At 44.5% G+C, this 20323-nt stretch carries 15 protein-coding genes and 1 rRNA gene; 2 read left to right on the forward strand and 14 right to left on the reverse strand.

All coding sequences use genetic code 11. The features are described from left to right. The first annotated feature begins 51 nt into the window (after positions 1 to 51). On the forward strand, positions 52 to 1890 hold the full coding sequence (locus tag G7Y45_RS18070; protein ID WP_165017817.1) for an LTA synthase family protein: 1839 nt from the start codon (positions 52 to 54) through the stop codon (positions 1888 to 1890). Between the two features lie 23 nt (positions 1891 to 1913). Next, a complete protein-coding gene (locus tag G7Y45_RS18075) occupies positions 1914 to 2579 on the forward strand; it encodes a phosphatase PAP2 family protein (protein WP_165017821.1) in 666 nt (221 codons plus the stop codon). 157 nt (positions 2580 to 2736) lie between these two features. On the opposite strand, the gene G7Y45_RS18080 is transcribed toward G7Y45_RS18075, so the two are convergent. The 14 genes from G7Y45_RS18080 to rrf form a co-directional block, all read right to left on the reverse strand. Then, complete coding sequence (locus G7Y45_RS18080) at positions 2737 to 4356, reverse strand: RagB/SusD family nutrient uptake outer membrane protein (protein WP_165017824.1); 1620 nt, start codon at positions 4354 to 4356, stop codon at positions 2737 to 2739. Between the two features lie 12 nt (positions 4357 to 4368). Then, positions 4369 to 7548 (reverse strand): TonB-dependent receptor, encoded by a 3180-nt coding sequence (locus tag G7Y45_RS18085; protein WP_165017827.1) that lies wholly within the window; start codon positions 7546 to 7548, stop codon positions 4369 to 4371. 1017 nt (positions 7549 to 8565) lie between these two features. Further along, complete coding sequence (locus tag G7Y45_RS18090) at positions 8566 to 8850, reverse strand: hypothetical protein (RefSeq protein WP_005780879.1); 285 nt, start codon at positions 8848 to 8850, stop codon at positions 8566 to 8568. A gap of 150 nt (positions 8851 to 9000) precedes the next feature. Next, the gene (locus G7Y45_RS18095; RefSeq protein WP_005780881.1) at positions 9001 to 10011 is read right to left on the reverse strand and encodes an NAD-dependent epimerase/dehydratase family protein; all 1011 of its coding nucleotides are present in this window, start codon (positions 10009 to 10011) and stop codon (positions 9001 to 9003) included. A 13-nt stretch (positions 10012 to 10024) separates the two neighbouring features. Then, entirely contained in the window at positions 10025 to 11578 is a 1554-nt protein-coding gene (locus G7Y45_RS18100) for a glycosyltransferase family 39 protein (protein WP_005807863.1), read from the reverse strand. Then, positions 11568 to 12215: a lipid-A-disaccharide synthase N-terminal domain-containing protein gene (locus G7Y45_RS18105; protein WP_005807865.1), complete on the reverse strand. Its 648-nt coding sequence runs from the start codon at positions 12213 to 12215 to the stop codon at positions 11568 to 11570. The genes G7Y45_RS18100 and G7Y45_RS18105 overlap by 11 nt, the downstream gene beginning before the upstream one ends. A gap of 4 nt (positions 12216 to 12219) precedes the next feature. Continuing rightward, positions 12220 to 12954, reverse strand: a complete 735-nt coding sequence (locus tag G7Y45_RS18110; protein ID WP_005807866.1) for a glycosyltransferase — start codon at positions 12952 to 12954, stop codon at positions 12220 to 12222. A 217-nt stretch (positions 12955 to 13171) separates the two neighbouring features. Further along, the gene (gene leuB, locus G7Y45_RS18115; RefSeq protein WP_005807868.1) at positions 13172 to 14233 is read right to left on the reverse strand and encodes a 3-isopropylmalate dehydrogenase; all 1062 of its coding nucleotides are present in this window, start codon (positions 14231 to 14233) and stop codon (positions 13172 to 13174) included. Between the two features lie 12 nt (positions 14234 to 14245). Next, entirely contained in the window at positions 14246 to 15775 is a 1530-nt protein-coding gene (locus G7Y45_RS18120; RefSeq protein WP_005821377.1) for an alpha-isopropylmalate synthase regulatory domain-containing protein, read from the reverse strand. Further along, positions 15754 to 16344 (reverse strand): 3-isopropylmalate dehydratase small subunit, encoded by a 591-nt coding sequence (gene leuD / locus G7Y45_RS18125; RefSeq protein ID WP_005780891.1) that lies wholly within the window; start codon positions 16342 to 16344, stop codon positions 15754 to 15756. Before leuD ends, G7Y45_RS18120 begins: the two co-directional genes overlap by 22 nt. 102 nt (positions 16345 to 16446) lie before the next feature. Continuing rightward, entirely contained in the window at positions 16447 to 17841 is a 1395-nt protein-coding gene (gene leuC, locus G7Y45_RS18130) for a 3-isopropylmalate dehydratase large subunit (protein ID WP_032535603.1), read from the reverse strand. 47 nt (positions 17842 to 17888) lie between these two features. Further along, complete coding sequence (locus G7Y45_RS18135) at positions 17889 to 19385, reverse strand: 2-isopropylmalate synthase (RefSeq protein ID WP_005807874.1); 1497 nt, start codon at positions 19383 to 19385, stop codon at positions 17889 to 17891. Positions 19386 to 19786: 401 nt separating this feature from the next. Next, entirely contained in the window at positions 19787 to 20059 is a 273-nt protein-coding gene (locus G7Y45_RS18140) for a hypothetical protein (RefSeq protein ID WP_005780897.1), read from the reverse strand. Positions 20060 to 20186: 127 nt separating this feature from the next. Further along, a 5S ribosomal RNA gene (gene rrf, locus G7Y45_RS18145) occupies positions 20187 to 20297 on the reverse strand. Positions 20298 to 20323: the final 26 nt, after the last annotated feature.

Raw genomic sequence — 20323 nt, forward strand, 5'->3', positions numbered from 1 at the left:
AGAAAAGAATCGTACCTTTGTGACCGTTCAATCTTTTTAAGTATAGAGTTTATGAAGAGAAGACTTATCCAATTCGTCACGACTTATTTTCTTTTTGTCCTCATATTCGTCCTCCAGAAACCAATTTTCATGGGTTACTACCATACCTTATATAATAAGGTGTCATGGACTGATTATTTCTCCGTGATAGGGCACGGGCTTCCGTTGGACCTTTCGCTTGCCGGTTATCTGACCGCTATTCCCGGACTACTGCTGATCGCTTCGGTCTGGATACAACCTTCCATTATCCGCCAGATACGCCGGGTATACTTCATGATCATAGCCATCCTGCTATCCTGTATCTTTATCGGTGACTTAGGGTTATATGAATACTGGGGGTTCCGTCTGGATGCCACCCCGCTTTTTTACCTCTTTTCTTCTCCCAAAGACGCATTGGCCAGTGTCAGCATTTGGGTCGTAATAGCCGGACTGGCCGCAATCGCCGTTTATGCAGCCCTGCTTTACTGGATATTCTATCGGGTGCTGATTTATCAGAAGCAACCTCTGAAAATACCTTTCCACCGGTTAAGCGTATCCGGAGTTCTGCTGCTCGTCACCGGACTCCTGTTCATCCCGATACGGGGAGGCTTCACGGTGTCGACCATGAATCTGAGCAAAGCTTACTTCAGCAGCAACCAGCGACTGAACCATGCAGCCATCAATCCTTGTTTCAGCCTGATGGAGTCGTTGTCGCGACAGGATAATTTCGACAAACAATACCGGTTCATGACGGCTGAGGAGGCCGACAAACTCTTCGCGGAACTCAAGGATAAACCGGTTACTCCGTCCGACAGTGTTCCTCAGCTTTTCACTACCGAACGCCCGAACGTAGTATTAATCATACTCGAAAGCTTCTCGTCCAAACTGATGGAAACCCTTGGAGGAGAACCCAACGTAGCTATCAACATGGATCAGTTCGGACGTGAAGGGGTCTTGTTTACCCACTTCTTCGCCAACAGCTTCCGTACCGACCGCGGCCTGGCAGCCATCATCAGTGGTTATCCGGCACAACCGACCACCAGCATCATGAAGTACCCGAAGAAGACGCAACACTTGCCTTCGATCCCCGGCAGCCTGAAAAAGGCAGGATACGACTTGCAATATTATTACGGAGGAGATGCCGACTTCACCAATATGCGTTCTTACCTGATTCAGGCAGGAATCGACAACATTGTTTCCGATAAGGATTTTCCTCTTTCCGAACGTCTCAGCAAATGGGGAGCACACGACCACGTGGTATTCAACCGACTGCTGAACGACCTGGAACAGAATCCTCCCAAAGAACCTTTTATGAAAATAGTACAGACTTCGAGCAGTCACGAACCTTTCGAAGTTCCGTTTCAACGGCTGGACAATCCGAGACTGAATGCTTTTGCTTATGCGGACAGTTGTGCCGGCGACTTTGTACGTCGGTTCAAAGAGACTCCTTTATGGAAGAATACGGTCATCATTCTTGTACCCGATCATCTGGGAGCCTATCCGCAGGATATAGATAACCTGACCGTAGACCGTTACCGGATTCCGTTGATTTTCATAGGAGGAGCGGTGAAAGAACCGAAACATATCGATACTTACGGTTCACAGATCGACATTGCCGCCACACTGCTGGGGCAACTGGGACTTCCGCACAAAGAATTCGCTTTCAGTAAAAACATGCTTAACCCGGCCTCTCCTCACTTCGGATTCTTCACTTTCCCGAACGCTTTCGGAATGATGACACCGGAAAATGAAGTCGTATTCAACTGTGAATCGAACTCTGTCGTTTCGGACGAAGGAGAACATAAAGGAGAGAATTTACCCAAAGCTAAAGCATATTTGCAAAAGCTGTACGACGACCTCGCTAAAAGATAATCACCCCATAACCCAACAACGATATGACTAACGACCTTATCCAGTCACTGGCCAACGTAGACCAGAACCTGCTGCTATACCTCAACGGTTTTCATAACACCTTTGCCGACTATTTTATGAGTACCTTCACCGGGAAATGGATCTGGGTGCCGATGTATGCCAGCATCTTGTATGTACTGCTAAAGAATTTCAACTGGAAAATAACTTTGTGCTGTCTGGCTGCCATCGCGCTGACCATTACTTTTGCCGATCAGGTTTGTGCCGGCCTGATACGTCCCGTCGTAGAGCGCTTGCGCCCGGCAAACCCGGAGAATCCGATCTCCGACCTCGTTCACGTAGTAAACAACTACCGGGGCGGACGCTACGGGTTTCCATCCTGTCATGCCTCCAACTCTTTCGGACTTGCCTTCTTCCTGGTTTTCCTGTTCCGCAAACGGTGGCTGAGCCTTTTCATTCTCCTATGGGCCACACTGAACTGCTATACACGCATCTATCTGGGAGTACACTATCCGGGCGACCTGATTGTAGGAGCTGTCATAGGATACTGCGGAGCTACACTGATGTGCTATCTGTTGAAGAAAATAGCCAAAGGCACTTCCTTCGGCAAAGTGAAACATACGGAAATCACGATCTATGCCGGTTTGCTGACCACGTTGGGAATTCTGATTTACGCTTTCATCATGGCATAATCATTCTTACTTTCGGAGTTCTGGAAAAGACCTCCTCTTTTAAAATACAAAAAGCCGACGGCAACGCGCTTCTTCCTTATGAAGCATGCGTTCCGTCGGCTTATCATCTTTATTACCAACCGTGAATCCGGCTACCGGTCATGTCTTCTTCGTACCCTTACTCATAGGCCGGATCTTGCTTCAGGACACCGCCTGCCTTGTCTATTTCGGACTGCGGAATGGGGAAGAATTCAAATGCAGGTTTATACACCTTGATATATCCCGGATAGGCGGGATCTTCCGCTCCGTTCACCAGTTTATCCATCAGCTTCCATCGTTTCAACTGGAAGTAACGTAAACCTTCAAAACAAGTCTCAATACGCCATTCGTTCCGGATACGTTCGCGAAGGTCGTCCTGTGAAATACCTGCCCCGATAGCTGGCTGACCGGAGCGTGTCCTTACTTTGTTTATAGCATCCAGAGCTGTCGTAGTGGGTCCATGGGCTTCATTCTCCGCCTCGGCTATCATCAGCAATACATGAGCATAGCGCAACACGATTACATCTGCATCCGAAACAGTACTGTATCCGGGTGTCACATCCGTAGGCTGAATGTATTTGAGGGCACTGAAACCGGTAGGTCCTTTATTGTTCGATTCGTTCACCTGTACCTCTTCGTCTTTCCATCCGTCACCGGCAAAGTTAGCCATCATGGAGTGATTGACCGACTCATACAGACGGCGGTCCCTGTTCATGAACATCTTGGCACGTTCTGCTTTCTTCAGCGCATCATTGTTACCATACAATATGCTTTCGTCAGGACGTACGGTCAGAGGCGACTCTCCCCACGGTTTTCCATCCGTACATTCAAATGCATCCACCATATTGCGGGTCGGATCGAGAACAGCCCAGGCACCATAATACAAGTCCATGGAGTGAGTCAGGTTCGGACGCAGGAAGCGGACGGAGAACATGATTTCCGGTGATGCCAATTGTTTCTCAGAGATAAAATTGTCACGTACACGTGCTGCCAGGCTATATCCTTTGATACTCTGCAACAAAGTCAGCACCTCTTCCATCTTCGAAGGGATGGCCTTCCCATTGCTATCGTAGGCATCGAACAACAGAATTCTCGCCTTCAGAGCCTTGACAGCCGAAACGGTAAATCGTCCGGATGTCTGTGAGTCGGAATACAGTTTATCGGGCAATTCGCTGATAGCCTCGTCATAGTCGGTCATCACACGGTTCAACACTTCGGCACGGGGGGCCTTAGGCTGGTACATTGTGTTCAGATCGAGTGACTGGGTCACGACAGGCACTTCTTTGTAACACTGATACAACCATGAATAAAAGTAACCGCGCAACGCTTTACACTGTGCGAGCATAAACTTCTTATCGTCTGCACTGATATCCGATCCGGTATACTGTTCGAGTTGTTCCATCAGGATATGTACACGGGCAATGCCTTTATAGCAATTACCATAAATGTCGGTCACGAACCCGCCCTGATTGGGAGTAAGGTCTCCCTGGGCGATGGTCTTGGCCCAACCGTAGGTACCTTCACTGTGTTGCACGATTGCATTATCGGTCAATCCGTCCAGACAAGGCATAATCTGAGAGAATACACCGGAGTACATGACCGAATAGGTTCCGGCCAAAGCTGATTCAAAGTCACTCTTCTTCTGCCAGAATACGCTTTGCGAAGGACTTGACGGAGGATCTTTCTGAAGAAAGTCTTCACACGAGGTGGCACCGAAAAGTAATGTGGCAGCTAACAATATATGAATATTCTTTTTCATTGCATGTCCTAATTAAAATTCAACATTTAAACCAAACGAGTAGATTCTGTTTTGTGGATAGATGGCATCTCTTCCGTCACCGTTACGTTCGGGGTCGAGTCCTTTGTAAGGGGTCAGGGTCAACAGGTTGTCACCGGAGAAGTAAATACGTACTTTGGAGATATTTGCCTTTTCGGTCCATACCCGCGGTAACGTATAGCCAAGTGTCACATTCTTCAACCGGAAGAAAGAAGCGTCTTTCAGATAATAGCTGTTGGGACGTGTATTCTTGCCTCCGCCCATATCCTGCCAATAAAGTTTGGGATGTTTGGCTCCATACGGGTTTTCTTCCGTCCACATGTGCTTGATATAGTCTTTGTTGGGAGAAGCGCCTTGCATGAAAGGCTGCACTCCCCAGTCAGTGGTGTAATATTTCTTATCAGCTACTCCCTGACCGATCAACGACAGGTCGAAGCCTTTCCAGGTGGCACTGGCATTGATGCCATATTCAAAGCCGGGGAAGCGTCCGGAGAAAGTACGGCGGTCGTAATTATCGATCACTCCGTCCGGTTTCCCATCAGGGCCGCTGATATCCTTATACTTCAGGTCACCCGGCTGGGTGTTGTCATTAAACTGCTTCGGCGAAGCGTCAATCTCGGCCTTGTCGGCAAATACACCGATGCACTCCAGCATGTAGTATTCATCGTAAGGCAATCCCTCACGTTTGATACTGTAACTTCCGATCTCCTCTGCGCCAAATTCAGTCAGTTTGTTGCGCGAACGGTCAAAATAAACACCGGCATTATAACGGAGTCCCTTGAGTGTGCCTCCCTTTACCATATTGGCATAATTCAGGGCAACCTCTATACCTTTATTCTCTACCGAGCCATTGTTTACAGTCGGAGCCGAAAGTCCGAGCAAACTGGACACCTGTGAAGAGCGCAAAATGTCATCGGTGGTCTTTTTATACCAGTCGAAGGTCACACTCAAACCGTCAAACACCTGTAAGTCAAAACCGATATCGGTAATGGTAGTCGTCTCCCACTTGATGTTACGATTGGCATAAGCCGTCTGCTGATAACCGATAACCACTCCGTCCGAAGTTTTGGTAAACGGATAGTCATTTACCCCGGAGATCATGGCCTGATAAGGATAAAGCCCGATATTCTGGTTGCCCAACTGTCCCCATGAGCCTCTCAGTTTGAAGTTATTCAGCCAGTTGAGGTTCATTTTTTTTATGAACTCTTCTTCCGTAGCACGCCAGGCGACTGAGAATGACGGGAACACACCCCAACGGTTTTCATCGGAAATACGCGAAGTTCCGTCATAGCGCATATTGGCTTCAAACAGATAGCGCTCCTTGAAATTATAGTTGAAACGTCCGAATAAAGACTGGATAGCCCATTCTTCTTCACCTCCGCTGTTGCTCCAATCGGCCGTACCACCGGCATTGAGCACCGGCAGGTCAAAGGCAAAGTCCTTACGGTAAGCGTTGAGCGTTTCATATTTTTCCGATTCCTGATTATAACCTACCATCAAAGAGAAATTGTGTGCATTCTCCGCCAGTGACAGGTCATATTTCAAGTAACTATAAAGATTGGTATAGAAACGGCGGCTATCGCCCACGCTCAGCCCCAATCCTCCTTTATCAAGCTCGGACGACTTCTCTCCGGTGTGGTAATCGTAAGTATAAGTCGTACTCCCTCTCCAGTCTTTACTTTTGTTCGACTGAAGACGGGCAGCACCCTTGGTGTACCATGTCAATCCCTTAGCCAAGTTAATCTCTAACCACAGTTGGGCATTAATATCGAAATTGTTGTCACGTTTCATCGCATTCTCTCCGATAATGGCAGGCATATTCTTGTTATGGCTTTCGAACGAATAAGCCGAACTTGTCCAACGACGAATCCCTGTTCCGTCGTCCGGCAACCAAGGCATATAAGTCGGTGCTTGCGAAAGAGTAGAGAGGAATGCATCGTTCTGGCCTTGACGGGGTTGTTCCGTTTCACCATACATCAGGTTGGCATAGGTTCCGACTTTGATGAAATTGGTAATGCGTGCGGTAAGGTCGATTGTGGCGTTATACTTTCTATATTTGAATCCACGCATAGTACCCGGCTGATCTACAAAATTCAAAGCCACGTTATAAGTAGTTTTCTCTGTACTTCCGGCCATCGAGAGATTATGTGTCTGCACTACGGCCGTACGGAACATATAGTCCTGCCAATCGAAATTGGGATATTGGGGGTCACCGACATTATTCCGATAGAGGTTGATCTGATCTTGGGTGTACTGCTTTCCGGTTCCGGAGTTCTTCCAGGCCAGATTTGCCAACTCCATATATTCTGCCGAATTGGTAATCCGGTCGTAGAGTTTGGTCGGTGTATGCAAACCAATATTCCCATGATAACTAATGCTCACCTTATCTCCCACGGCACCCTGCTTGGTAGTAACGAGAATAACACCGTTGGCGGCTCTTGCTCCGTAAATGGCTGCCGAAGCAGCATCTTTCAAAACGGAAACACTCTCGATCACACTGGGGTCGAGGTTGGTCATACTACCCGGTACGCCATTGATCAAGATCAAAGGATCTGATCCGGCAGAAGAGAAAGTCCCCTGACCACGGATACGGAAAGAAGTCCCTTCGCCACCGGGCTGTCCAAGCCCCTGATTGACACGCAATCCCGGAATTTGTCCTTGCAACAGGATAGCGGCATTGGCAACCGGTCGTTTCGAAATATCGTCACCGGTCACAGCCGATACCGCCCCCGTCAAGTTAACCTTCTTTTGGGTACCAAAGCCCACTACAACAACTTCATCCAGCTTCTGAGTATCCTCCTTCAGAACAATATTCATCGGAGTTCTCTCCGCTTTGACAATCTGTGTTTTATAACCAATATAAGAAATCTCAAAAGTGCTTCCTTCCGGAACATCCAGAGAGAATCTTCCTTTCAGGTCGGTAATACTTCCCAAAGTAGTCCCTTTTACCAATACGGATACACCAACGAGAGGTTCGCCGGCTTCATCGGTAACAATGCCGCTGGCTTTTACATTGTGCTGTTGTGTGACGGTAACTGCATCTTGCTTTAGGCTATCGGCCACAGCAAACTGGGGTGACATACATAATAGCAGCAAACTGGCACCTGCTATTTTGAGGCAATTCATTTCACGAGCTTTGATCAAACTCGGAAACAGGTTAGTTCTTTTTGTCATACATTAAATTTTTCGGTTAAACATAAAAAAAAGGAATGTTCCATCCGGAAGATGTATAAATCCGGAATCAGTTTGGTCGTTCTTCTAAGTCTTCATAGGCCTTTTAGTTTTGATTATTAGTTTTCTGTCGACATTAAAACTTTGCTGAACTATGCTGATATCCTATTCCGAAAAACAATTCATTGGGGAGTAGTCCTTTCAGGACTTGGAAAGACAGGAATTTTGTACAGTTTATCAGAGTAAAAGCAAGAAATGCAGATGCTTTTTTGAAGGAACAACCGTATCATTTATACTTATTTATACCCATATTCTACCAAACTAAAATATAATACACTGAATATATGTAACTTATATCTATAAGATAGAAATTAAGGATGCCGTTTCGATTTACTACAAAAGATTGGTTAGTCTAAGTTCTCTGGTATTTATTAAAAAAAAGATTCTATTTTTGCATTTTATTAATTTTTATTCTTATCTTTGCTGCATAACATCTGCCAAAGACTTAAGAGATGTGAATTATTTGTTAGCCTTAAAAGCTCCGAATTGCGTTTTCCACACTGCGGATATAGTCCTGAAAGAACTTAGCAATCCAATACGTACTCCAATCCTCCTCATATTTCTCTTACCGGCTCATCCGGGTGTAATCCAAGTTCTATGCCTAACTTTCCTCATCTTAGCGGCGAAGATATACATCTCCGCAGGCAAGATGTATATCTTGGCGGCGAAGACACACATCTTGGCTGCAAAGATGAAGTTTGATTGCCCTTTCAAGCAGATTTTCTTTCTATGCCTTAGGACTTTGGGCGAAATGAAATCTTATTTAAAATAGTGATTAATTTATGCCGACTATTTGAACATTAATTGTTTTATCGTGGTATTGTAGAAAAAGAAGTAATGTTTTAGCAATTGTCCTATTTTCAAGTATTTGCACGGCATTACTATCAAAAGAACTCTTTCAAAGGCAAAGGTATCCCCAAAACATGAAATTCAGGCAGATGCAGAAAGGCATCCCGACAATTACAGGTCGTAAAACATCATTCTTAAATAAGTAACAAATAAAGCCAAAAGGAACATACCTGCATTTTTGAGGAACATCCCCCAATAGCTACTATTCCAAAAATAGTGCGCCAGTAAATAGCTAAAAGTACTTATCCCTAAGAAAATAAGCACAGCAAAAAGTATCCAATATTCAAAACCGGCAGCTACCACCCCAACACACAATGTATTGACTCCCCACCACATCAGAAGATGATATAAGGCTAAGTTTGATAGATAAAAAATAATCTTTCCAAGTGTTTCCATAATCCGGCATTTATCATTTCCTTTTCATTTATTTGTCCCGAGGATATACTGCCACCGCTTCATTTTCTTTTTGTTTTCTGTCTGCGTGCGATTATCCACTGAGGACCGTCAGGAAATATTTTCAGGTTATCAAAGGTAAGATTTTGTACGTTACTTATTGAAATACTTTATATACCAGTCATAGAATTTTCGGATTCCTTCTTCTATGGAAGTAGAAGGCTTATAGCCAAAATCATTTTCCAACCGGCTTGTATCGGCATAAGTACATACCACGTCTCCCGGCTGCATCCCCATCATCTGCTTAACTGCCGTCTTACCCGCTGTTTTCTCAATCACAGAAATGAAATCCATCAGTTCCACAGGAGCGGAATTACCGATATTATAAATATAGAAAGGAATAGGATCGGCAGAAGGATGGGCGATGATCTTCATCAACCCTGCGATGATATCGTCTATATAGGTGAAGTCACGACGCATCTGCCCATTATTGAATACTTTAATGGGATCTCCGTTCAGGATTGCTTTCATAAACAGGCATGGAGCCATATCCGGACGTCCCCACGGACCGTACACTGTAAAGAAACGCACACCGGTAGTCGGTATACCGTACAGTTTGCTATAAGCATGGGCCATCAGTTCATTCGACTTTTTCGTCGCTGCGTATAAACTTACCGGTGTATCGGCCTTATCCGTCTCAGCGTAAGGCACCTTGTCATTCAGGCCATAAATACTGCTTGAGCTGGCATATACCAGATGGTTCACCGGGTAATGACGGCAACACTCCAGCAAATTCAGGAAACCTACAACATTCGATTCGATGTACGCATAAGGATTTTCTATCGAATAGCGCACACCCGCCTGGGCTGCCAGATTAACCACAACATCAAAATGTTCGGATTCAAACAAGTGGTTCAGTCCGTCACGATCAGTCAAATCGATCTTAATAAAGCGATAAGAAGGGTATTTAGAACTTGGTAACAATATACCATCTTCTATCGAGTCTTTTGCTATACCAGTATCAGCAAGGCGGTCGTACTTCAACTGCACATCATAATAAGAATTGATTATATCCAACCCTACAACTTCGCAACCCTGTGCTATCAATGCTTTTACTGTATAAGAGCCGATAAAACCGGCAGCTCCTGTCACTAATACTTTCATGATTCAATCTTATTTAGAGTACCATTACGGAAAAACGGCCTATAACATAATGTTCCTTACCGTCAACAAATTTCTGCAGTTCCTTGTTCGAACGTATTTTCTTGTTCGAAATCATCAGGATGGTATTCTGACATTTATTATCCAAAACTTCTTCTTCAGTCACTTCTTTCACCCCTTCGTGCAGGTAGACATCCATATTCTCAGGACGACGTACATTCAGGACACAATAACCGGAAGTCCCTTTTTCTTTGGAAAGTTCCACTGCTTTCCGGCATAATTCGGAATAACCCAATTCACTGTTAATGGCAGGTACATCCCAACCGCCCACAAAGATAGCACAAAACAATCCGAAGGCAAGCGTATTGATAGTCTTGTTCAACGATTTCTTCCGATAGAGGAAATACAGAGCCGCACAACCACTAACTGTCAACACTCCACCGGCCACGTAAAAAAGCTTCTGTCCCAGAAATTCGGTGCCCGGCATTCGTCCCAACACGATAAGAGCGGGCAGGCCTGCCACAAAAACAACGGCAGGAAGAACCAACGTCAACGCCAGCCATTGATTCCATCGGAAATGTGATAGCAAAAGTACGGCCAGATAGACAAAAAATGGGAAAGTCGGTGCCAAATAGACGGCAAGTTTACCACTGAAACAAGACAACATCAGCAAAGTACTGAGGATGATTACCATAAAGAAACGCTCCAGATCTGAACGGATTAACCGACGACATGCCCCGGCCACAATCACCCCTATCAGCAATAACGCCCAAGGAGCCAACGAATACCAAACGGAAATAAAATAATAATAGAAGGGTGCACTATGGTCGAAAGCATTGACAGCCCGTCCTACAGTCTGGCGGAATAGCAGATCATGCAGATAGTTCAAACCTCCCTCTTCCCAACAGACACCACCAAACCAGATGAAACATCCTAACAGTAGCACGGCAAATGTCTTCCATCCCCAATAGCGTCCGAAGGTTTTCACACGCCCGGTGATAAGCAGAAAGACAAAAGTAGACAGCAAGGGTACCAGTATACCGACCGGACCTTTGGAGAAAACAGCCATAAAAATATAGAAGGGAAACAGAAAGGCATTCCGGTTCTTGCTGCCCTGCCCTTTCAACATCCGGTAGAAAGTACGGAGGGCAAGAACGATGAACATACACATCAGCATATCCATACGCAAAACAACTGCCAACCCTAAAAACAAGCCGCAACTCATCAACATTAGCTGTGCCGAAAGACGATTGGCCGCAGATGTTTCACGTTCTACCCACCGATCCATTACCAGCATAATCACCAGAGCAGGAATGAAAGAGAAAAGTGACGCAAACCACATGGCATGACTGCCCAGCAACCATTTGCCCAGCATCAGAATCCAGAAATACAAAGGAGGCTTATCGGCATATTGCACACCGTGATTGGTGAACGTAAAAATATCACCATTGCGCAGTGCCTCATCGACAATGCTCAGATAGCGTAACTCATTGGAGGGAGTATAATCCCGGAAAATCAGCACCGGCAATACTGCCAGCAATAATAAAAACGGAAGAAATTTACTTTTCATAGGCAACTGATTGCTTGGAGCTTTTACGCCCAATCATCAGATTGCGAAAATAGGCTACGAAACCGACCGACTGACCCAAAATCAGAACCGGATCGAGACGGAATACACCGTATGCCACAATAACCGATGAACCGACCAGACTGATAATCCAGAAACCGGCAGGCAGTAAAGACTCTTTATGATGGAATGAATAAGCCCATTGATATACAAAACGAAGAGTGAAAATGACTTGCCCCATTGAACCGAAGACCAACAGCCAGAGAGGCACCTTTTCATTTCGGAAAAAACTATCGATAAAGTGTTGTGCATCATGCAGCATAAAAGCTGCTGCAATAATGGGGGTAATTACCAGCAGAGTTTTCAGTACCCCGTGTAATTTATTCCAAATACCCTTCTCGTTCAGATTCCACAAATAGATATAATAAGAAATAAACTGTCCGAAGATAATAGAAAAATCATCACGCAACCACCCATAGATACACAACAGATAAGAACCGGCAATGCTCAGAATCCAAAATATGGAAGGAGATACTACCTTCTTTGCTTTTTCCGATAGTACCCACTGGAATATGATGCGCGCAGAGAAAAAAGCCTGCGCCAAAAAACCGATTACATAAATAAAACCGTTACCTCCCACAAGACTACTCCATTAAGTTATTGTCGCCGACACGATAATTAATATATCTCTTCTTCATCCAACGGTACGCAAAGCAATCGAGGAAAGGAGAAACCAGTCTGTTCCACAAATGATACTTGGATGTACCTGCTACACGCGGGAAATGACGGACAGGAATCTGTTTGATCTTAGCATCCTGCAATAAAATCAACGCGGGAAGAAAACGGTGCATACCCGTAAAGAACGGAATACGTTTGGCATAGGCCGTATGCAACACTTTAAGAGGGCAACCTGTATCCTGAACACCATCATGGGTCATCATCCGCCGGAAACCATTGGCAATCTTGGACTGGAGGTTTTTAAAAAAGGAGTCTTTACGATTGGCACGGATACCCATCACCAACTGATAGTCGGCAATATCCTTCAATAACAGGTTGAAATCCTCGGGAGTAGTCTGAAGATCGGCATCCATGTATCCCACATATACCGACTCAGCGTAGTCGATACCCGCTTTCATGGCGGCACTCAATCCGGAATTTTTCGCCAGATCCATATAAAAGAAATCCTTATTGCGCGCGCATACCTCCATGATACGTTGCTTACTGTTATCACGTGAACCATCGTTCACGAACAATACACAAGCCGTACAAATAGAGTTGGGCAAAAATTCTCCCAATTTCTGTTCCAAAGAGTAGATATTGTCTTCTTCGTTGTATACCGGAACAACGATAGTCAGTTGATAATTGATCGTTTTATTCATTGCCTCATTGTAAATATCCTGCAAAAATACAAAAAATAAGAAATAAAACAGGGGTATTGAAACAACAAACCAAATCTAATTTATGTTTTTATAGCACAAAAAGAAAAAATGAAACCGGATTATAACATTCATACAGACTTAAAACAGAAAAAGAATGCCGGAAAGAATATCACTCCTCTCCGGCATTGTCTGTTGTTTTATAAATATAAAAACGAAATCAGGCTTTCCGGATGTAATCAACAATCCATGCTCCTACTTCTTTCGTGCCAAACTTATCACCACCTTCTACCTGAATTTCGGGGGTACGTACATTTGCATCCAAAGAAGCATCGACAGCCTTACGGATCAAAGCGCCTTCGGCTTTGCAATCGAAGTATTCGAACAACATTGCTACCGAAAGGATTTGTGCCAGTGGGTTAGCAATATTCAAACCTTTTGCCTGCGGCCATGAACCGTGAATCGGCTCGAACACCGGAGTACTCTCGCCCGTAGAAGCAGACGGGAGTAATCCCATAGAACCGCTAATTACAGAACCTTCGTCGGTCAGAATGTCGCCAAAGGTATTCTCCGTCACCATTACGTCAAAGAACTTAGGCTCCTGGATCATCTTCATTGCAGCATTATCCACAAACATATAATCAGTAGTCACCTCCGGATACTGCGGGGCCATCTCTTGTGCAATTTGTCTCCACAAACGACTGGAAGCAAGCACATTGGCTTTATCGACTACAGTAAGGTGTTTGCGACGCTTCATTGCGTATTCAAAACCGACTTTCAGGATACGTTCAATTTCGGGACGTGTATACATATTCGTATCATATGCTTTATCATTATCCTGATATTTCTCACCGAAATACATACCACCCGTCAGCTCACGGATACACAGGAAGTCGGCTCCCTCTACTAACTCTGCACGAAGAGGCGACTTATGAACCAGACATTTAAAGGTTTGCACCGGACGGATATTGGCAAACAAACCGAGTTTCTTACGCATAGCCAGCAGCCCTTGTTCCGGACGTACCTTGGCAGTCGGGTCATTGTCAAACTTAGGATCACCTACAGCCGAAAAGAGAACTGCATCGGCATTCTTACACACCTGATAGGTTTCTTCGGGGAAAGGATCACCTACTTTATCAATAGCATCCGCACCACAAATGGCATATTCATAGTTTACTTTATGTCCAAACTTCTCACAGACGGCACTCATCACCTCTACACCTTGTACAGAGATTTCCGGTCCGATGCCGTCACCGGCTAATACAGCAATTTTAAAATCCATATTGTTCAATAATTAATATTCTTCTATTATATTCAGCATTTTAATAGTAGCTTTGATGGCAGCCTCTGTCTGGTCGGCATCCAATCCACGGGTACGGAACACCTTTTCACCAAAACTCCAGGTGATGACTGTCTGTACGAAGGCATCGGTACGGCCTCCGGGAGGGATACTTACGGCATAATTAATCAGCATCGGGAACTTACGCCCCAAAGTCACCTTATATACTTTACGCAAAGCGCGTACGAAGGCATCGTACTGTCCATCACCGGAAGAACTTTCTTCGTAAACCTGACCGTCGATTTCGATACTCAGTGTTGCCATCGGCTTCAATCCGTGTGCTAAAGTGACAAAGTAGCTTTTCAATTTTACTTTATTGCTCATGCCATCGTGCTTCAACACATCAGAAATAATATAGGGCAAGTCTTCCTGAGTAACCAACTCTTTCTTATCACCCAACTCAATGATTCGCTCCGTAACCTTCTTCATGGACTCTTCATCCAGTTCCAGTCCCAGACTTTCAAGATTCTTGCGAATATTGGCCTTACCGGAAGTTTTCCCCAAAGCATACTCGCGTATACGCCCGAAACGCTCGGGAAGCAGATCATTACAATAAAGATTACTTTTATTGTCTCCATCGGCATGTACGCCGGCCACCTGAGTAAATACATTCTCACCTACAATCGGTTTGTTGGCGGGTATCACAATGCCCGAATACGATTCGACCACACGACTCACATCATTCAGCCGGCTCTCATCGATATTGGTTATGGCATTGAAATGGTCTTTCAAGATGGCCTGTACACTCGCCAAAGGAGCATTTCCGGCACGTTCACCCAAACCGTTGATAGTGGTATGGAGCCCTTTTACCCCACTCAGCACGGCAGCAAGCACATTACTTACAGCCAGATCATAATCATTGTGTGCGTGAAAGTCGAAATGTGTGTCAGGATAACGCTTTTTCATCTTCCGCATAAACTCAATCACCTGAAGAGGGTTCAGGATACCCAATGTGTCGGGAAGCATAAACCGTTTGATAGTGGTCTCCTTCAATGCATCCACAATCCGGAACACATATTCGGGAGAGTCCTTCATACCATTACTCCAATCCTCCAGATATACATTAACCTCAATATCGAGTTCATTGGCATAATCCACTACGGCAAGAATGTCTTCGATATGTTCTTCGGGCGTTTTCTTCAACTGGCAGGTACAATGTTTCAGCGAACCTTTGCACAGCAGATTGATGACACGACATCCGGTAGCATGAATCCAATCCAATGAAGTATGTCCGTCGACGAACCCCAATACCTCTACTTTTTGCAGTAGATTCCTTCGGGCAGCCCAGTCGCATATCATTTTCACCGCATCAAACTCTCCATCGGACACACGTGCCGAAGCTACCTCCACACGATCTACTTTCAACTCCTCCAGCAGAAGTCGGGCAATCATTAGTTTTTCATGGGGTACAAACGATACTCCGCTGGTCTGTTCACCGTCGCGGAGAGTCGTGTCCATGATTTCTATTTTGACGCCTTTTCCCATTGTTCTATTTTATCTTTATTAGTCAACAAAAAGTCGATGTCGTCAAGTCCATTCATCAGACAGTGCTTCTTGTAGGCATTGATTTCAAAATGTTCACTCTTTCCGGTAGCTTTGTTAGTGATGGTTTGTTCCGGCAGGTTAACTTCCACTTCCATCTTCGGATTCTTAAAGATGGAATCGAACAACTCTGCAAGGAATTCCTCGGTTACCACAACCGGAAGAACGAAATTATTCAATTCATTATTTTTATGAATATCTGCAAAGAAACTACTCACCACTACACGGAAACCATAATCAGCAATGGCCCAGGCAGCGTGCTCTCGGCTGGATCCCGAACCAAAATTTTTTCCGGCTACCAAAATTTGTCCTCCATATGTAGGATCATTCAACACGAATGATTCTATTTTATTCCCTTGTTTATCGTAACGCCAGTCCCTGAACAAGTTCTCTCCAAACCCCTCCTTGGTTGTAGCTTTCAAAAAACGTGCGGGAATAATCTGGTCTGTATCCACATTTTCTAATGGAAGAGGTACACAAGTACTTGTAAGTATATTGAATTTTGCTTTCATCTTTTTATTTTCGATTTAAATAATTGCGATTTACAGTGCAGGCGGACAATCTCCGTTCACAAACTCCTTGAGCAGTAAATCCCCGATCGTCCTATAGCTCTATTACATCAGTTCTCTCGGATCGGTAATCACTCCCGTTACGGCAGCTGCAGCCGCCACAAGCGGGCTGGCCAATAGCGTACGGGCTCCCGGCCCCTGACGTCCTTCAAAATTACGGTTACTGGTGGAAACTGAATATTTACCGGCAGGAATCTTATCATCGTTCATGGCCAGACAAGCCGAACATCCCGGCTGACGAATGGCAAAACCGGCATCTTCCAGAATCTTATCCAATCCTTCTTCACGGATCTGGGCATCAACCATCCAAGAACCCGGCACTAACCATGCAATCACATGTTCAGCTTTCTGACGCCCTTTCACTATGGAAGCGAATGCGCGGAAGTCTTCGATACGCCCATTAGTACAAGCACCCAGAAATACATAATCAATCTTTTTACCCAACAATGATTCACCCGGCTGAAATCCCATATAGTCCAGAGATTTCAAGAATGAAGTTTTCGTTGTTTCATTCATACCCTCGGTTGTAGGAATATGCTGCGTGATGCCCATACCCATCCCCGGATTAGTTCCATAAGTGATCATCGGCTCGATATCGGCTGCATCAAAATGGATTTCTTTATCAAAAACCGCATCTTCTTCACTCTTCAAAGTTTTCCAATACGCCATTGCTTTATCCCACTCTTCGCCCTGAGGAGCATTTTCACGCCCTTTGATGTATTCAAAAGTCACTTCATCGGGAGCAACCATACCGCCACGGGCTCCCATCTCAATAGAAAGATTACAGAGTGTCAACCGGCCTTCCATTGTCAGACTGCGAATTGCCTCACCGGCGTATTCTACGAAATAACCGGTTGCACCGCTGGTCGTCATTTTCGACATCATATAAAGAGCAATGTCCTTGGCTGTAACTCCCTTACCCAATTCGCCATCTACCGTGATACGCATAGTCTTGGGACGTGACTGCAAAATACATTGTGAAGCAAGTACCATTTCAACCTCACTTGTACCGATACCAAAAGCAACCGCTCCCATCGCACCGTGAGTAGAAGTATGTGAATCGCCACAGACAATCGTCATTCCGGGTAAAGTGAGTCCCCGTTCGGGACCTACCACATGAATAATACCATTTCTTTTATCCATCATCCCATAATGCGTCAGCCCAAAATCGGCTGCATTCTTAGTCAATGTATCCACCTGAGTTTTTGAGACAGGATCTTCAATAGGCTTATCCTGATCGTGAGTCGGTGTATTATGGTCCGGCATGCAATATACCTTCTCCGGACGGAGTACTTTAATCCCGCGTGCGCGTAAACCGGCAAAAGCTTGAGGACTGGTTACTTCGTGACAATATAATCTGTCGATATAGAGTTGTGTAGGGCCATCTTCCACCGTAGTCACTACGTGTGCATCCCATATTTTATCAAATAATGTATTCATCTTTTTATTTATTATTTTACGATTTACAAATTACGTTTAGAGTCACATCACTTAGTAAACTTGTTGATACAGTCGATATAGGCTTCTACCGATGCAGCTATGATATCTGTATTTGCACCAAATCCGTAATACATCTGGTTATCATACTCAACCTGCATGTGTACCTTACCCACATCATCACTTCCTTTGCTAATGGCTTGAATCGTGAATTCCTTCAAAGTCATATGACGGTCAATAATACGCTTCAGAGCCTTGATGGCAGCATCCACCGGACCATTACCACTGGCAGCCGCTTCAAATTTCTCTCCGGCAATATTCAATCCGAGGCTGGCAACGGAACGGACTCCTACTCCACTGGTCACCTGAAGATATTCCAATTTGATGCGATGGTTACCACTTCTGTCCGCACCCGCCAATACCAGAATATCATCATCATGAATATCTTTCTTGCGGTCGGCAAGTTTCAGGAATTCTTCATATACTTTATCCAGTTTTTCCTGATCCAGTGTCACACCCAGAATGGAAAGGCGATTTTTCAAGGCAGCACGTCCGCTACGGGCTGTCAATACGATAGAGTTATCGTCGATACCCACATCGTGCGGATCAATTATTTCATAAGTCTGCACATTCTTAAGTACGCCATCCTGGTGGATACCCGAAGAATGCGCAAATGCATTGCGTCCAACAATGGCCTTATTAGCCTGTACCGGCATATTCATCAGGCTCGATACCATACGGCTGGTAGGATAAATCTTCTGAGTATTGATATTCGTCTCAATATCAATCTCGTGATGGCTTTTAATAATCATTGCTATCTCTTCAAGGGCCGTATTTCCCGCACGTTCACCGATACCGTTGATGGTAACCTCTACCTGGCGGGCACCATTCAGAATACCTGCCATCGTGTTGGCAGTAGCCATTCCCAAATCATTATGACAGTGGGTAGAAATGATTGCATTCTCAATACCTGTTACATGATCTACCAGATATTTGATTTTCGCGCCATACTCGGAAGGCAGGCAGTAACCTGTTGTATCCGGAATATTCACTACTGTAGCACCAGCCTTAATAACCGCTTCAATCACACGAGCCAGATATTCATTATCCGTACGTCCTGCATCCTCTGCATAAAACTCTACATCATCCACAAAACGACGGGCATATTTCACTGCCGCCACAGCACGTTCGATAATCTCTTCCCGATTAGAATTGAATTTATATTTAATATGTGAATCTGAAGTACCGATTCCTGTATGAATACGCTTATGTTTAGCAAACTTCAGGGCATCCACTGCCACATCGATATCTTTTTGTACCGCACGCGTCAATGCACAAATCGTCGGCCAGGTCACAGCCTTTGATATTTCAATCACCGAGTTAAAATCGCCCGGGCTGGAAATAGGAAAGCCTGCCTCAATTACATCTACACCTAAAACTTCCAATGCCTTTGCCACCTGAATTTTTTCCACTGTATTCAACTGGCATCCCGGTACTTGTTCACCATCGCGAAGGGTGGTGTCGAAAATAAATAATCTGTCGCTCATATTCTATTTTTTTAATCTGATTATACACCATCAAAAAAGCCTTTCACACAAGGAAGTGAGAAAGGCTTTCGTATATTTTCATTATACACATTTACGCGCGACACTCACTTCCCCCGACCTTTGCCAGCAGAATAATAATACCACACAGTAGAATATGTATAAATGATTGATTCATGTTTATTGTCTCTTTTATTGTTTGACGATGCAAAGGTATAGATTATTTCTTAGCCTCCAAATAAAACGTTACTTTTTTATTCATAAAAATATCATTTCATAAGAAGAACTACTGTATAATAACAAATATATCACAATCAAAGTTCATATATCTGCCTACAAAAAATGGGAATAAAGTACTGTTAGATACCTTATTCCCACTCAATTATAGCTTTAATGCCTGTTGATTACTTCTTATCACAAGCTTTCTTTTCACAATTTGCATTCTGAGGGCATTCTGTTTTCTGATCGCATGCAGCTTTATCTTTGCAACAAGCCTTGGTAGAGTCACAAACAGCAGAGTCACCTTTGCAACAAGTTGCAGCAGATTCCACTGCTTCTACAGCAACTGAAGTAGAGTCTGTAGCAGCTTCCGAATTAGCTGTTTTATTACCACCACAAGAAATCATCGCAAAAGAGAATGCCACCATTGCAGCAGCTAAAAAGAATTTTGTCTTCATACTTTAAATATTTGCTTTAAACGTTTATATAAATACTCATTTGCAAATATAGATAAAATAAATGAATCTCCCAAAAACAAGTCATCCCCTCGTGTCTTCTGACCCAAGGGGATGAACTCTCTGAAAAAAACGGCGACTACCTACTCTCCCACTGTTACGCAGTACCATCGGCGTGATCAGGCTTAACTTCTCTGTTCGGAATGGGAAGAGGTGGAACCCTGATGCTATAGTCACCTGAATAAGGTAGACATAATGTACAAAAGT

Source organism: Bacteroides sp. ZJ-18 (assembly GCF_011038705.2).
In the GTDB taxonomy this organism is placed as follows: domain Bacteria; phylum Bacteroidota; class Bacteroidia; order Bacteroidales; family Bacteroidaceae; genus Bacteroides; species Bacteroides hominis.